We start from the raw sequence: 15,608 nt of genomic DNA on the forward strand, positions 1-15,608 counted from the left end.
GACGCGGACGCCGACCCGTCGTTGCAGCAGCAGGTCGCGCAGGCCCGGCAGCATCGTTTTGCGATGGGCGACCAATGGCACGCCGCCAGCCGCTGGCCGGGCGCGGCCTTCTCCTTCGTCGAGGCCGCGGGCCTGGGCTATCTGGGCCGGCTGGGCCGCTGGCTGCGGCCGGGTGTGCAGGAACGCGCGCGCGACGACCTCGATGGCCTGCCCGCGCGCTACCGTTCGGTGTGCCGGCCGCAGCTGCTGGGCCTGGATGCCGACGCACGCGTGGCGCTGGCGGCGCGGGTGCTGCAGTCCATGGGCCTCGTGCGTGGGCTCGCGCCCCTGGTGCTGCTGGTGGGCCATGGCAGCCAATCGGCCAACAACGCGCATGCAGCGGCGCTCGACTGTGGGGCGTGCTGCGGCCAGACCGGCGAGGTCAATGCGCGCAGCTTGGCGCAGCTGCTCAACGATGCAGCCGTGCGCGACGGCCTGAAGGCGCAGGGCATCGACGTGCCCGCGGCCACCGTGTTCGTGGCCGCGCTGCACAACACCTCGACCGACGAGATCGAGGGCTTCGACCTCGACCGGCTCCCGCCCGACGCCCGCACCCGCTGGGACCGGCTGCAGCCCGTCATCGAGGCCGCCGCGGACCAGGTGCGCCGCGAGCGCGTACCGCGCCTGGGCCTGGATCCGAAGGCGCCGGCAGAGGTGCTGCGTCGTCAGCTGCGCCGCCGCGCCAACGATGGGGCGCAGACGCGTCCGGAGTGGGGTCTCGCGGGCAATGCCGCCTTCCTGATCGCACCACGCCATCGCAGCCGGAACGTGGACCTGGGCGGGCGTGTCTTCCTGCACGACTACGACGCCGCGCAGGACCCGCAAGGCCAACTGCTGACCCAGCTGATGACCGCGCCCATGCTGGTCACGCACTGGATCAACTGGCAGTACCACGCCTCCACCTGCGACCCCGTGCGGCTGGGCAGCGGCAACAAGCTTCTGCACAACGTGGTGGGCGGCACGCTGGGAGTGTTCGAAGGCAATGGCGGCGACCTGCGCATCGGCCTGTCGCGTCAGTCGCTGCACGATGGCCAGCGCTGGGTGCATGAGCCGCTGCGGCTCACCGTGGTCATCGACGCGCCGCGGGCGGCCATCGATGCGGTGATCGCCGGGCATGCCGTGGTGCGCGACCTGCTGGCCAATGGCTGGCTGCATCTGTGGCGCTTCGAGGGCCAGGCCTTGCAGCGTCTGGCGCAAGGCCAGTGGCACATGCTGGCCTGAAGGCACGGACGCACAAAAGAAAAAGGGCCCGCCGTAAAGCGGGCCCCAAGACAGTCCGGGTGTGGAGGGGAAGCAAGAGTCGGAGAAGATCGGACTGCCGAGAACGAAGTATGTCGGGGTGCCCTGAGTGGCACCTGACGGTCCGCACGCAAAGGTAACGGACCGTTCTGCGCCTTCGTTACTTGGGCAGCAGGACCTTGTCGACGACGTGGATCACGCCATTGGACTGGTAGACATCGGCGATGGTCACGTCGGCCGAGCCGCCCTTCTCGTCGGTGATCTTCACGGTGCTGCCGCTGCGCGTGGCCTTGAGGCTGCCGCCCGCCACGGTCTTGAGCATGGCCTGGCCCTTGCCGTCGTCGATCATCTTCACGAGGGCTGCCGAGTCCACCTTGCCGGGCACGACGTGGTAGGTCAGGATGGTCGTCAGCTGGCCCTTGTTCTCGGGCTTGAGCAGCGTGTCGACGGTGCCGGCGGGCAGGGCCGCGAAGGCCGCATTGGTGGGCGCGAAGACGGTGAAGGGGCCCGGGCCCTTGAGGGTGTCGACCAGGCCGGCGGCCTTGACGGCGGCGACCAGCGTGGTGTGGTCCTTGGAGTTGACGGCGTTGTCGATGATGTCCTTGGTGGCGTACATCGGGGCGCCGCCCACCGTCACCTGGGCCGATGCGCCGATGGCGGCACCGCCGAGTGCGAAGGCGGTGAGGGTGGCGGCGAGGATGCGGGTGGTCTTCTTCGAGAAAGTCATGCAAGGCTCCTTGGGCTGTTGTACCGCCGGATATGCGGCAGGCTCTCCAGATACGGGCCTGTGGCAAGGCTGGATGGCATCGGCCTGTACGGCGTCGGGGAATGCATCCGGCGCGCGTCCTTTTGCGTAGACGCGCGCGAACTGCGGGTGCACGTTGGCGTTCGCAGGTGCTGTGCTGTGCTGTGCTGTCCTGTTGAGCGCTCTGGAATGGGCTTTCGCTTGCGTTGGTTGATGGGGCGCAAGTGCTGCGCCGCGAAGCGGCAGAGGGCACCGGCATGCGCGCTCCCGGTGCACGCTCGCGCTGACCGACTTGTTGCACGAGTGATGTGCTCGCCCTCCACCGACGTGCTTTCGGCACTGCGCGGCGCCGCGAATAGCACCTCCGCACGCACACCGGCGCCCTCCGCCTCGACGGTGTGTCCGAACGGCCGTGTTTGGCGCTCAAGGCTTTCAAATCCGTTCGGCCAGAACCGCCGGGTTTGGTGCTCAGGGCTTTCCAATCCGTTCGTCCTGAGCCTGTCGAAGGGCGGAACGGCGCCGTTCGCGATGCCCGATGTTCCCCCGATCGATGCATCACAACCCCCATGGGGTGGGGCTTCGACAGGCTCAGCCCGAACGGTGGTCGGTAGGCTGGGCTTGAAGTTAGTCGGTTGGCCCGGCCTGAACAATCTAGGGCCGGCTCCCCTGCGTGGCGCCTGGGCCCAAACCCCACGACCCGGAAAAGAAAGGGTTCGCGCGCAGCGTCGAGGCGGAGGGCGCCGGTGTGCGTGCGGAGGTGCCATTCGCGGCGCCGTGCAGTGCCCCAACCATGTCGGTGGAGGGCGAGCACTCATCTGGCAAGGCAAGCCGGTCAGCGCGAGCGTGCGCCGGGAGCGCGCAGGCCGGCGTCCTCTGCCGGTTAGCGGCACAGCAGCGACACGCGCAGAACCGCAAGCGACTCAGGTGCCGCCCGACCCCATCTACCCAAGCACCGCAACGAACCCCATCACAGCGTCTTCTCGATCAACGCCCCATGGAACAGCACCGGCCCCGTCGGCCCACGGTCGCCGGGCACGCCGCCCTTGGGTTCCAGGCTGACCGCAAGCGCCGGTGCCTGCTGCAGCATCTGTGCGCTGGCCGCCAGGCGCATGCCCGCGGGCGAATCCACCACCCCCAGCGACTGCGGCGTGCGCCCGGGCGGCAGGGCCCACAGTTGCAGCGACCGGTCCGGCGCCACGTTGAAGTCGCCCACCCGCTGCAGCGTGAGCTGACGGTGCTTCGCATCGAAGGTCACCAGCATCGAGGCGGCCGAACGGTCGTCGTTCAGCACAGCCACGTACTTCACCTGCTGCGCCTCGCGCGCCTGATGCCAGAACTGCAGGCCGATCACGCCCGCCAGCACCGTGGCCGCCAGGCCCGCGGCCGAGGCCCCGCGCCATATCGCCAGGCTTCCCCACCAGCCGGTGGTGCGGGCCGGCGGCGTCGATGCCGCCTTCTGCTGGGCCAGACGGCTCTCCTGCAGGTCGGCGTCGACCAGGTTGCGGATGCGGGTCCACACCGCGGCGGGCGGGTTCACCGCGGGCGCGAGTTCGACGAAGCCCGTGAGCCGCTCGCGCCACAGCAGCGCGCTCGCCCGCACGGCGGGCTGCTCGCGGGCCAGGGCCTCGAAGCGTCGGCGTGCGCCGCCGCGCAGAGTGCCCAGGGCATGGGCGGCCGACAACAGGGCCAGCAGGCGGGCATTGGCGGCGATGTTCATGAGAGTCTCCTCGGGCCGTTGGCGGTGGAAGGACGAGGCCGGGTCATGACGCCTGCTCCATGCAGCCGCGCAGCTTTTCCAGCCCGCGCCGGATCCAGGTCTTGATGGTGCCCAGCGGCTGCGCCAGTCTGGCGGCCAGTTCGCTGTGGCTCAGGTCGCGCAGATAGGCCAGCGACAAGGCCTCGCGCTGGGCATTGGGCAATTGCTGCAGGCACTGGTGCAGGAGCCAGGCCTGCTCGCTCGCATCGGCCAGCTCCTGCGGACCGGGTTCGGCCGCGGGCAGGGTGTCGGCCAGCGTCTCGCTGAACTCCTGCGTCACGTCGCTGCCCTGGCTGGTCTGGCGGCGCAGCAGGTCGAGTGCCCGGCTGCGCACGATCAGCGACATCCAGGCCATCGGCGGGCTGAGCGTCGCGCGGTAGTCGGGCGCCGAGCGCCAGATGGTGAGGAAGGCCTCCTGCAAGACGTCCTCTGCCCACTCGTGCTGCCGCACCACGCGCATCGCGAGGCCGAAGAGCCGGGACGAGGTGCGTTCGTACAGCACCTGGAGGGCGGAGGCGTCGCGGCGGGCGACACGGTCGAGCAGACGCAGCAGCTCGTCGTCGGGCGTCGTGGCAAAAGGCATCAGGGGATTGTGCTGGAGCGGCGGCCATCCGTCGGGTACGCACGCCACGACCGGACGGATGCGGGTCGCTGCCGCCGTCGAATTCACAAATCCTTCAACTTTCGCAGGGTATGCATCCGCACCATGGCAGCCGCCGTAAGTCGAGGAGGGGCAGGCAGCAAGGACAGGTCGCGGAGGGCGACCGCCGACTGCCACCCCTGAACCTCAACCCTGTTGCTGCCCATCGAAAGGAGCATTCCATGCGCATGACCGCCCCCCTGGCCACCGTGGCCGCCGCCGTCCTTCTGTCCGCCTGTGCCACCGCGCCCATGCCGGCCCCGTACTCCCAGGCCAGCCTGCCCGCACCGGTGCAGGTCCCGGCCGGCCAACGCGTGGCCCTCGAGACGGTGGGCGCCGGCACCATCACCTACGAATGCCGTGCCAAGGCCGACATGGCCGGCCAGTTCGAATGGTTCTTCGTGGGCCCCGACGCCCGCCTGATGGACCGCAGCGGCAAGGCCATCGGCCGTTACTACGGCCCGCCCGCCACCTGGGAGAGCATGGACGGCTCCAAGGTCACCGCCACGCAGGTCGCCGTCGCGCCGGGCGGTGCCGGCAACATCCCGCTGCAGCTGGTCAAGGCCAACCCGGCGATGGGCATGGGCGCCATGCAGGGCGTGAGCTACATCCAGCGCGTGGCCACCAAGGGCGGCGTCGCACCCATGATGCCCTGCGGCCAGGCGACCCTGGGCCAGAAGCAGGTTGTCAACTACCAGGCCGACTACATCTTCTACAAGCCGACGATGTAAGGCACATTTCCCTCTCCCCTTGCGGGAGAGGGTCACAAGACGGGGCGGCGGCCGGACCCCCCGTGTTGTTCGGGCAGGACGTGGGCATCCGTCCGACAAGGCACCGCGGCTTTGCCGTCCGGCCTCCTTCCTGCTGGCGGGGTACAACCTTCGTTGACCTTCACGCCCCCCGGCATCATGTCCTCAGCCTCTGCTCCATCCTCCCGATTCGGCCCCCTGGACGTGCACCTCTTGCGGGAGGGCAGCCATGCGCGGCTGTACGAGCGCCTAGGCGCGCACCCCGACGGAAGCCATGGCTTCCGTTTTGCCGTCTGGGCTCCGAACGCCAGCCGTGTCAGCGTCATCGGTGACTGGAACGGCTGGAACGACGAAGCCGACCGGTTGCAGGTTCGCCCCGACGGCAGCGGCGTGTGGGAATGTGAGGGCATCCCGGCCAAACCCGGTCAGGCCTACAAGTACCGCATCTGGGGCCCCGATGGCCGCTATGTCGGCGAGAAGGCCGACCCCTTCGCCTTCAGTGCCGAACTGCCTCCGGCCACCGGCTCACGCATCTGGGCCGGCGCGCATGAATGGGGCGACGCCGCCTGGATGAAGGGCCGCGCAGCGCGCAACGCCCTCGACGCGCCCATGAGCACCTACGAGTTGCACATGGGCTCCTGGCGCCGGCGCGACGGCCAGTTCATGGGCTACCGCGAGCTGGCGCATGCCGTGGGCGAATATGTGGGCTGGATGGGCTTCACGCACGTGGAGCTGATGCCGGTCACCGAGCATCCCTTCTATGGCTCCTGGGGCTACCAGACCACCGGTTACTTTGCGCCGACGGCACGCTACGGCTCGCCCGAGGACTTCATGTACTTCGTCGATCACCTGCACCAGCAGGGCATCGGCGTCATCCTGGACTGGGTGCCCTCGCACTTTCCCACCGACGCGCACGGCCTGGCCGAGTTCGACGGCACGCACCTCTATGAGCATGCGGATGCACGGCAGGGTTTCCATCCGGAATGGAACTCGGCCATCTTCAACTACGGCCGCAACGAAGTGCGCGCCTTCCTGATCTCGTCGGCGCTCTACTGGCTGGACCGCTTCCACATCGACGGCATCCGCGTGGACGCTGTGGCCTCGATGCTTTACCTGGACTACGCGCGGCAGCCGGGCGAATGGATCCCCAACGTGCATGGTGGACGCGAGAACCTGGAGGCGGTGTCCCTCCTGCAAGACCTCAACCGCGCCGTCTACCGCGAGCATTCCGACACCTTCACCGTGGCCGAGGAATCGACCGCGTGGCCCAACGTGTCGCGGCCCATCGAGATGGGCGGGCTGGGCTTCGGCATGAAGTGGAACATGGGCTGGATGCACGACACGCTCGACTACGTGCACGACGACCCGGTCTACCGCCGCTACCACCACCACCGCCTCACCTTCTCGCTGGTGTATGCCTTCACCGAGAACTTCGTGCTCCCGCTCTCGCACGACGAGGTGGTCTATGGCAAGGGCTCGCTGATCGGCAAGATGCCCGGCGATGAATGGCAGCAGTTCGCCAACCTGCGGGCCTTCTTCGGCTACATGTGGGCGCACCCCGGCAAGAAGCTGCTCTTCATGGGTGGCGAGTTCGGCCAGCGGCGCGAATGGACGCACGAGGGCGAGCTGGAATGGTGGGTCAGCGACCAGTGGGGCCACCGCGGCGTGCAGCAGTTCGTGCGCCAACTCAACCGCGTGCTGCGCGAAGAGCCGGCCCTGCATCAGCTCGACTTCGACCCCGCCGGCTTCCAGTGGCTCGAGGCCGACGATTCGGACCGCAGCCTCTACATGTTCCTGCGCAAGCCGCAGGGCGGTGGTGCGCCGGTGCTCGTGATCTGCAACATGACGCCCGTGCCCCGCCCGGGCCTGCGGGTGGGCGTGCCGGTGGCCGGCAACTGGACCGAACTCATCAACAGCGATGCACAGGAGTTCGACGGCAGCGGCTGGGGCAACCTGGGCGGCGTCCAGACGGTGCCGGTGCCCTCGCACGGCCAGGCCCAGTCGCTGGTGCTGGCGGTGCCCCCCCTGTCCACGCTCTACCTGCGGGCGCCGCTGTCGCCCGATGTCTCCGACGTCTCCGGTGTTCTCGAGAAAGGTCCTGTCCGATGAGCGCTCCCGTTCTGCTCAGCGCCCAGCCCCTGGTGCATCCCATCGGTCTCGAAGACGGCCGGCAGCGTGCCGTCATCGATGCGGTGCTGCCCTGCGTGGACAACGGCCGCTTCGCCGCCAAGTGCGTCGCCGGCGAGCCCTTCGCGGTCGAGGCGCACTGCTTCGCCGAAGGCCATGACATGCTGCGCGTGATGCTGCACTGGCAGCGCGAGGGCGACACCACCTGGACCGAGGTGGAGATGGCGCTCAAGTGGAACGACGAATGGCATGCGCGCTTCGTGCCGCCGGTGCCGGGCCGCTACCGCTACACAGTCGAGGCGTGGGTCGATGCCTTCGAGTCGTGGCATCACGAACTGGAGCGGCGCGTGGACGCCGCGGACATCCGCATCGCGGCCCGCGTGGGCGCGGCCGAGATCCTGGCCGCCGCCGGCAGGGCGCGCGAGGCCGGCCAGTCGCAGGACGCCACGCGCCTGCAGGGATGGGCGCATGCGCTGGAGGCCCGCGCGGCCGACGCGAGCGAGGATGCCGCCCTGCTCAAGGCCCATGCCCTGGACGAGGGCTTGGCGGCCATCGTTCGCCGCTATCCCGACCGCAGGCATGCCACGGCGCTCAAGCCCGGCTTTCCCCTGGTGGCGGACCGGGCGCTGGCCCGCTACTCGACCTGGTACGAGCTCTTTCCCCGCTCCGCTTCGCCCGAGCCCGGCCGCCATGGCACCTTCGCCGATGTGCAGGCGCTGCTGCCCGGCATCGCGAAGATGGGCTTCGACGTGCTGTACTTCCCGCCCATCCACCCGGTGGGCCGGATGCAGCGCAAGGGCCGCAACAACGCGCTGGTGACGGAGGAGGGCGACGTCGGCAGCCCCTGGGCCATCGGCGCGGAGGAGGGCGGCCACGACGCGATCCTGCCTGCCCTTGGGACGCACGAGGACTTCCGCGCGCTGGTCAAGACGGCCCGCGGCCATGGGCTGGAGATCGCGCTGGACATCGCCTTCCAGTGCGCCCCCGACCACCCCTGGGTCCAGGAACATCCGGCCTGGTTCAAGTGGCGCCCCGACGGCACCGTGCAGTACGCCGAGAACCCGCCCAAGAAATACCAGGACATCTATCCCTTCAACTTCGAGAGCGAGGATTGGCAGGGCATGTGGGTCGCCCTCAAGGGCGTGCTGGACCACTGGATCGCCCAGGGCGTGACCGTGTTCCGCGTGGACAACCCGCACACCAAGGCCTTCCCCTTCTGGGAGTGGGCAATCACGGAGGTCAAGCGCGAGCACCCGGAGGCCATCTTCCTGGCGGAGGCCTTCACCCGCCCGAAGGTGATGCACCGGCTGGCCAAGCTGGGCTTCTCTCAGTCGTACACCTACTTCACCTGGCGCAACACCAAGCAGGAGCTGGTGTCGTACTTCACCGAACTCTCGACCCGTCCGGGGCTGGACTACTTCCGCCCCAACGTATGGCCCAACACGCCCGACATCCTGCATGCGCAGCTGCAGACCGGCTCGGACGCCATGTTCCGCCTGCGGCTGGTGCTGGCCGCCATGCTGAGCGCGAGCTACGGCATCTACGGGCCGGCCTACGAGCTGAAGGAGCATCTGCCGCGCAACGAAGGCAGCGAGGAATACCTCGACTCCGAGAAATACCAGCTTCGCCACTGGGACCTGGGCCGGCCGGACAGCCTGGCACCCTACATCGCGCATCTCAACGCCATCCGCCGCGCGCATCCCGCGCTGCAGCGCAACGACGGCCTGACCTTCCTGCCCATCGACAACGCCCAGCTCATCGCCTGGGCCAAGCAGTCGCCGGACGGGCAGGACGTGATCGTCACCGTGGTCAACCTCGACCCGGACCACGCGCAGTGGGGCATGCTGGACTTCGACCCGGTGGCGCTCGGCCTGGGCGTGGAGCCCGGCCAGTGGTTCCAGATGCACGACCTGCTGGGCGGCGAGCGCTTCCTGTGGCAGGGCGGGCGGCATTACATCCGCCTCGATCCGGCGGTGAACGTGGCACATGTCATGCAACTGCTGCGCAAGACGCGCAGCGAGCGCGACTTCGACTACTACCAATAACAGCAACAAGTCACTGAAAGAGGAGGCGCGCCGCATGACGCAGACCGCACCCCGCCTGGCTCTGGAGAACGTCGAGATCGACAGCTCCGAGGATCCCACCTGGTACCGCGACGCGGTCATCTACCAGCTCAACGTCAAGGCCTTCAACGACACCAACGGTGACGGCATCGGCGACTTCAAGGGCGTGACCGAGCGCCTGGACTACGTGAAGGAGCTGGGCGTCAACACCATCTGGCTGATGCCCTTCTATCCCTCGCCGCTGCGCGACGACGGCTACGACATCAGCGAGTACTGTGCGGTCAATCCGCAGTACGGCACGCTGGAGGACTTCAAGGAGATGCTGGACGCGGCCCATGCCCGTGGCCTGCGCGTGATCACCGAGCTGGTGATCAACCACACGTCCAGCGACCATCCCTGGTTCCAGCGTGCGCGCCATGCGCCGGCCGGCTCGCCCGAGCGCAACTTCTACGTCTGGAGCGACACCGATCAGATCTACCAGGGCACGCGCATCATCTTCACCGACACCGAGACCAGCAACTGGGCCTGGGACCCGGTGGCCAAGCAGTACTACTGGCACCGTTTCTTCAGCCACCAGCCCGACCTCAACTTCGACAACCCCGAAGTGCTGGAGGCGGTGTTCGGCATCATGCGCTTCTGGCTGGACATGGGCGTGGACGGCTTCCGGCTGGACGCCATTCCCTACCTGATCGAGCGCGACGGCACCAGCAACGAGAACCTGCCCGAGACGCACGACGTCATCAAGAAGCTGCGCGCCGCCATCGATGCCAACTACACCAACCGCTTCCTGCTGGCCGAGGCCAACATGTGGCCCGAGGACGTGCGCGAGTACTTCGGCACCGGCGACGAGTGCCACATGTGCTATCACTTCCCGTTGATGCCGCGGATGTACATGGCCATCGCGCAGGAAGACCGCGACCCCATCGTCGAGATCCTGCAGCAGACCCCCGACATCCCCGAAGGCTGCCAGTGGGCGATCTTCTTGCGCAACCACGACGAGCTGACGCTCGAGATGGTTACCAACCGCGAGCGCGACTACATGTACAGCACGTACGCGGCGGACAAGCAGGCGCGCATCAACCTGGGCATCCGCCGCCGGCTGGCCCCGCTGATGGGCAACGACAAGGACCGCATCAAGCTCATGAACGGCATGCTGCTGTCCATGCCCGGCTCGCCCATCATCTACTACGGCGACGAGATCGGCATGGGCGACAACGTGTTCGTCGGCGACCGCAACGGCGTGCGCACGCCCATGCAGTGGAGCAACGAGCGCAATGCCGGCTTCTCGAAGGCCGATCCGCAGCGGCTGTACCTGCAGCCCATCATGGACCCGATCTACGGCTACGAGGCCGTGAACGTCGAGTCGCAGCTGCGCGACCAGAGCTCCCTACTGCACTGGACGCGCCGCATGCTGGCTGTGCGCAAGACCAGCCGCGCGTTCGGGCGCGGCCGCAAGACCTTCCTCAAGCCCGGCAACCGCAAGGTGCTGGCCTACCTGAGCGAGTACGAGGGCGAGGTCATCCTCACCGTCTTCAACCTCTCGCGCGCCGCGCAGCCGGTGGAGCTGGACCTGAGCGCCTTCAAGGGCCGCGTGCCGGTGGAGCTGCTGGGCCGCACCGCCTTCCCGCCCATCGGCGAGCTGCCGTACATGCTGACGATGCCCTCGTACGGCTTCTTCTGGTTCCGCCTGGCCACCGACGTGGACGTGCCCAGCTGGCACCAGGAAGGCCTGCAGCTGCGCGACCGGCCAGTGCTGGTGCTGTTCGACGGCTGGTCCAGCCTGTTCCGCGAGCGTGTGATGCCCTGGCGCATCGGCATGGCCGACCGGCTGCGCGAGCAGTTCGAGGTCGACGTCATGCCGCGCCACCTGGAGGTGCAGCGCTGGTACGCCGCCAAGGGCGAGCCGATCCAGCGCGTGGGCATCGCGGACCACGCGGCCTGGGACGGCGGCGAGCGCGCCTATGTGCTGCCGCTGCTGGACGTGCAGGCGGGTAGCGGCAGCGGCCGCTACTTCATGCCGCTGGGCATCGCCTGGGAAGAGCTGGACGAAGAGACCATCAAGCAGTACGCCCCCGCCGTCGTCGCCAAGGTGCGCCAGCAGGCGCAGGTGGGCGTGATGGGTGACGCCATGTACGACCCCGCCTTCGCGCATGCCGTGGCGGTGGCGATGGCGCAGGGCCTGGTGCTGCCGGCCACCGGCGGCGAGATCCGCTTCACCGGCAGCCGCGACCTGACGGGCGTCGATGCCGCTGCCATCCAGGCGCTGCCCGTCAGCCGGCCCAGCGTGGCCAGCAGCAACACGGCGCTGACCTTCGGCGACCAGCTCTTCTTCAAGTGCTACCGCCGCGTGCAGCCGGGCATCAATCCCGAGCTGGAGATCGGCCGCTTCCTCACGGAGACGGTGCGATTTGCCAACTGCGTGCCGGTGGCTGGTGCCATCGAGTACCACGGCAACGACGGCACCGTCATGACGCTCGGCCTGCTGCAGGCTTTCGTGCCCAACCAGGGCGACGCCTGGGACTACACGCTGGCCTATCTGGAGCGGGCCCTGGCCGAACACCAGGCCGCACCCGAGGCCGCACAGGTGGACCACGGCGCCTTCCTCACGCTCATGCGGCTCCTGGGCCAGCGCACGGCCGAGATGCATCTGGCCTTCGCTTCGGCGCCCGCCGACGACGCGGCCTTCGCGCCCGAGCCATTGACCACCGAGGACCGCGAGGCGCTGCGCCTGCGCGCCCACGACGATGCACGCGCCACGATGAGCCTGCTGGCCGAGCGCCTGCCCACGCTGGGCGAGGGCGCCCAGGGCGACGCCCGTCAGCTCATCGAGCGGCAGTCGCAGTTGTTGGAGCGCATCGCGGCATTCGACGGCGTCGGCACCGGCGGCATCAAGACTCGGCTGCATGGCGACTACCACCTGGGCCAGGTGCTGGTCTCGCGCAACGACTTCATCCTCATCGACTTCGAAGGCGAGCCGGCCCGCAGCATCGACGAGCGCCGCGCCAAGGGCCCGGCCCTGCGCGACGTGGCCGGCATGCTGCGTTCGTTCAACTACGCGCGCTGGTCGGCCCTCAAGCGGGTGGCGCAGAACGTGGACGAGCTGGCGCGCCTGAATGCCGTGGCCGCCGACTGGGAAGCCGCCGTGCGCACTGCCTACCTGGGCGGCTACCGCGACACGTTGGCCCATGCCGGCGCCGAGGCGCCGGACGAGGCGCTGATGTCGCTCTTCGAGATCGACAAGGCCCTGTACGAACTGCGCTACGAACTCAACAACCGCATCGACTGGGCCCAGGTGCCGCTGCAAGGGCTGCTGGCCCTGGCACGCGCGCCGGGCACATCCGATGCTTCACGCGGAGGTGAGCAACCATGAACGACTTCAGCATGCAGCTGCTGCCCCTGCGGGCCTTCCTGTACCAGATCGCGGCCTTCCTGCCGCGACTGCTGTTCGCGGCCCTGGTGTTGGTGGGCGGCTGGCTCATCGCGAAGGTGGTGCGCTTTGCCGTCACCAAGGCGTTGCGGGCCGTCAACTTCCCGGTGCTGACCGAACGGGCGGGGCTGGACGGCTTCCTGCGCCAGGGCGGGGTGAAGGTGGACACCACTGGCCTGGTGGGACTGCTGGCCTATTGGGCCGTCATCCTGGCGGCGCTGATCATCGCCTTCAACAGTTTGGGGCTCACCTACATCACCGACCTGCTCGGACGGGTGATCTGGTTCGTACCCAATGTGTTCGTCGCGCTGCTGGTGCTGGCCTTCGGCGCCTACTTCGCGCGCTTCGTGGGCGATGCCGTGCGCACCTACGGCCGCAACGTGGGCATGCCCGACGCGACCTTCTTCTCGCGCATCGCGCAGTACGCCATCCTCGTGTTCGTGATCCTGATCGCGCTCGACCACCTGCGCATCGGCGGCGACATCGTGCGCGAGAGCTTCCTGGTGATCCTGGCCGGCTTCGTCTTCGCGCTGGCCCTGGCCTTCGGTCTGGCGGGCAAGGACTGGGCAGCGCGGCACATCCAGCAATGGCTGCCGCCGGAGGGCGACGGCGCGCCGCGCACCGGCAGTGCCGTGGCTGCCGCCGTGGCGGCCTCGTCGCCGGCGGCCCAGGCGGCTGCGGCCGATGCCGCCGCCGCCACCACGGTGCTCGACCCGCTGCCCGAAGTGCAGACCACCCCAACGCCGGCCGCGCCACAGGTGGATGGCGAGACGCTGCCGCGTCCCGCCTCGGCCCGCGGCGCGGACGATCCGCTGATCCCGCGCCGACCGGTCGATCCGCCGCCCCCTCTTTGACATGGAAAGCTGAAAGCGAACGATGAGACGTGAGCACAAGATGCCCTTCGGCGCCACGGTGCTGGAGGGCGGAGGCGTTCGTTTTCGCCTGTGGGCGCCGGGCGTGGCCGAGGTGGTTCTGGAGCGGCGCGCACGCGGAGCTGCCTGGGCCACCCACCCCATGAAGGCGATCGGCAGCGAGGGCTGGTTCGGCTGCGATGTGCCCATGGCCGCGGCCGGCGACGACTACCGCTTCGTGTTGCCCGACGGCCTGAAGGTGCCCGACCCGGCGTCGCGCCACAACCCCGACGACGTCCATGGCCCGAGCCGCGTGGTGGCCCCTGCCGCCTACGAATGGCACGACGACGACTGGCAGGGCCGGCCCTGGCGCGAGGCGGTGGTCTACGAGCTGCACATCGGCAGTTTTACGCCCGAAGGCACCTTCGACGCCGCCCGCAAGAAGCTGCCCGAGCTGGCCGCGCTGGGCGTGACGGCCATCGAGATGATGCCGGTGGCCGACTTTCCCGGCACCCGCGGCTGGGGCTACGACGGCGTGTTGCAGTTCGCGCCCGAGGCCTCGTACGGCCGGCCCGAGGCGCTCAAGGCCTTCGTCGATGCAGCCCATGGCCTCGGCCTCATGGTGCTGCTAGACGTGGTCTACAACCACTTCGGCCCCGAAGGCAACTACCTGCATGCCTACTGCCCGCAGTTCTTCAACCCGGCGCACCAGACGCCCTGGGGCGCCGCCATCAACTACGACGGCGACCATGCGCGGCCGGTGCGCGACTTCTTCGTGCACAACGCGCTGTACTGGATCGAGGAGTTCCGCTTCGACGGCCTGCGCATGGATGCGGTGCATGCCATCCGCGACGACTCCGATCTGCACATCGTGCGCGAGATCACCGAGGCCCTGCACAAGGGGCCGGGCCGCGAGCGCGCGGTGCATGTGGTGCTGGAGAACGAACACAACCATGTGCACCTGCTCACCCGCGATGCCGAGGGCCGTCCTCGCGACGCCACGGCGCAGTGGAACGACGACTTCCACCACGCGGCCCATGTGCAGGCCACCGGCGAGATCGACGGCTACTACCTCGACTACGCCAGCGAACCCAAGGCGCTGGTCGGCCGATCGCTGGCGGGCGGCTTCATCTACACCGGCCAGCCTTCGGTGATGCGCGACGGCGATCCGCGCGGCGAGCCGGCCGATTCGCTGCCGCCCACGGCCTTCGTGTCCTTCCTGCAGAACCACGACCAGATCGGCAACCGCGCCTTCGGCGAGCGCATCGAGGCGCTGGCGCCAGCCCACCGGCTGCGGGCCCTGCGCGCGGCGCTGCTGCTGTCGCCGCATGTGCCGCTGATGTTCATGGGCGAGGAATGGGCGGCCAGCGCGCCCTTCCTGTACTTCTGCGACTTCGGCCCTGAACTGGCCCAGGCCGTGACCGACGGCCGCCGCCGTGAGTTCGGCCGGTTCGAAGGATTCACCAGTGCCGAGGCGCGGGCGCGCATCCCCGACCCCAATGCCGAGAGCACCTTCACGGCCAGCCGCCTCGACTGGGCCGAGCGCGATCAGCCCGGCCACCGCGAGCGCGTGCACGAGGTGCGCACGCTGCTGGCCGTGCGCAAGCGCCGCGTGGTGCCGCATCTGCCGGCCAAGGCCGGCAGCGGCCGCTGGCAACTGGCCGGCGACCTGCTCTTCCTGCAGTGGGAGATGGTTCCCTCGCAGCCGGACGGTCTGTGCTGGCTGCAGATGGTGATCAACCTGGGCGACACCGAGCAACTGGGCGCCGCCCCCACCGGCCGTGTGTTCCACAGCTGGGGCTGCCATCTGGCACCGGGGCCCAGCCCGCGCCTGCCATTGCTGGCACTGTCGCCAGGCGGCGGCTGTGCGGCCCTGCTGCAGCTGCCTTCCTTCGACGACGACGACGACGCTATTTCCGTGTTCGAAGCGCCTTGAGAAGATGTGAACGATCCGCCAAGCCCGCCCGGCCAG

Annotated in this window: 9 protein-coding genes and 1 pseudogene; 7 read left to right on the forward strand and 3 right to left on the reverse strand. The window is 68.9% G+C overall.

From position 1 onward, the window contains the following. On the forward strand, positions 1–1,260 hold a 1,260-nt coding region (locus tag QZ772_RS06310; protein ID WP_295524084.1), incomplete at its 5' end, for a putative inorganic carbon transporter subunit DabA. 178 nt (positions 1,261–1,438) lie between these two features. Here QZ772_RS06310 and QZ772_RS06315 read toward each other — a convergent pair. The 3 genes from QZ772_RS06315 to QZ772_RS06325 all read right to left on the reverse strand — a co-directional run bounded on the left by QZ772_RS06315 (position 1,439) and on the right by QZ772_RS06325 (position 4,362). Continuing rightward, entirely contained in the window at positions 1,439–2,005 is a 567-nt protein-coding gene (locus tag QZ772_RS06315) for a fasciclin domain-containing protein (protein WP_295524086.1), read from the reverse strand. A 985-nt stretch (positions 2,006–2,990) separates the two neighbouring features. Further along, positions 2,991–3,740 (reverse strand): anti-sigma factor, encoded by a 750-nt coding sequence (locus QZ772_RS06320; RefSeq protein WP_295524088.1) that lies wholly within the window; start codon positions 3,738–3,740, stop codon positions 2,991–2,993. Positions 3,741–3,783: 43 nt separating this feature from the next. After that, positions 3,784–4,362 (reverse strand): sigma-70 family RNA polymerase sigma factor, encoded by a 579-nt coding sequence (locus QZ772_RS06325; RefSeq protein WP_295524089.1) that lies wholly within the window; start codon positions 4,360–4,362, stop codon positions 3,784–3,786. A 239-nt stretch (positions 4,363–4,601) separates the two neighbouring features. Between QZ772_RS06325 and QZ772_RS06330 the strand changes: the two genes are divergently transcribed. The 6 genes and pseudogenes from QZ772_RS06330 to treZ all read left to right on the forward strand — a co-directional run bounded on the left by QZ772_RS06330 (position 4,602) and on the right by treZ (position 15,572). Beyond that, the gene (locus QZ772_RS06330; protein WP_076511607.1) at positions 4,602–5,150 is read left to right on the forward strand and encodes a DUF3455 domain-containing protein; all 549 of its coding nucleotides are present in this window, start codon (positions 4,602–4,604) and stop codon (positions 5,148–5,150) included. A gap of 177 nt (positions 5,151–5,327) precedes the next feature. Further along, on the forward strand, positions 5,328–7,277 hold the full coding sequence (gene glgB / locus QZ772_RS06335; RefSeq protein ID WP_295524091.1) for a 1,4-alpha-glucan branching protein GlgB: 1,950 nt from the start codon (positions 5,328–5,330) through the stop codon (positions 7,275–7,277). Beyond that, positions 7,274–9,340, forward strand: coding sequence for an alpha-1,4-glucan--maltose-1-phosphate maltosyltransferase (locus QZ772_RS06340; RefSeq protein ID WP_295524093.1), 2,067 nt, complete (start codon positions 7,274–7,276; stop codon positions 9,338–9,340). Before glgB ends, QZ772_RS06340 begins: the two co-directional genes overlap by 4 nt. Positions 9,341–9,374: 34 nt before the next feature. Then, the gene (gene treS / locus QZ772_RS06345) at positions 9,375–12,728 is read left to right on the forward strand and encodes a maltose alpha-D-glucosyltransferase (RefSeq protein ID WP_295524094.1); all 3,354 of its coding nucleotides are present in this window, start codon (positions 9,375–9,377) and stop codon (positions 12,726–12,728) included. Further along, a pseudogene (locus QZ772_RS06350) lies at positions 12,725–13,381 on the forward strand (hypothetical protein); the annotation flags it as partial. The gene treS and the pseudogene QZ772_RS06350, both read left to right, overlap by 4 nt. A 280-nt stretch (positions 13,382–13,661) precedes the next feature. After that, positions 13,662–15,572 (forward strand): malto-oligosyltrehalose trehalohydrolase, encoded by a 1,911-nt coding sequence (gene treZ / locus QZ772_RS06355; RefSeq protein WP_295524096.1) that lies wholly within the window; start codon positions 13,662–13,664, stop codon positions 15,570–15,572. Positions 15,573–15,608: the final 36 nt, after the last annotated feature.

It is taken from the genome of uncultured Pseudacidovorax sp. (assembly GCF_913773995.1).
Classification (GTDB): Bacteria; Pseudomonadota; Gammaproteobacteria; order Burkholderiales; family Burkholderiaceae_C; genus Xenophilus.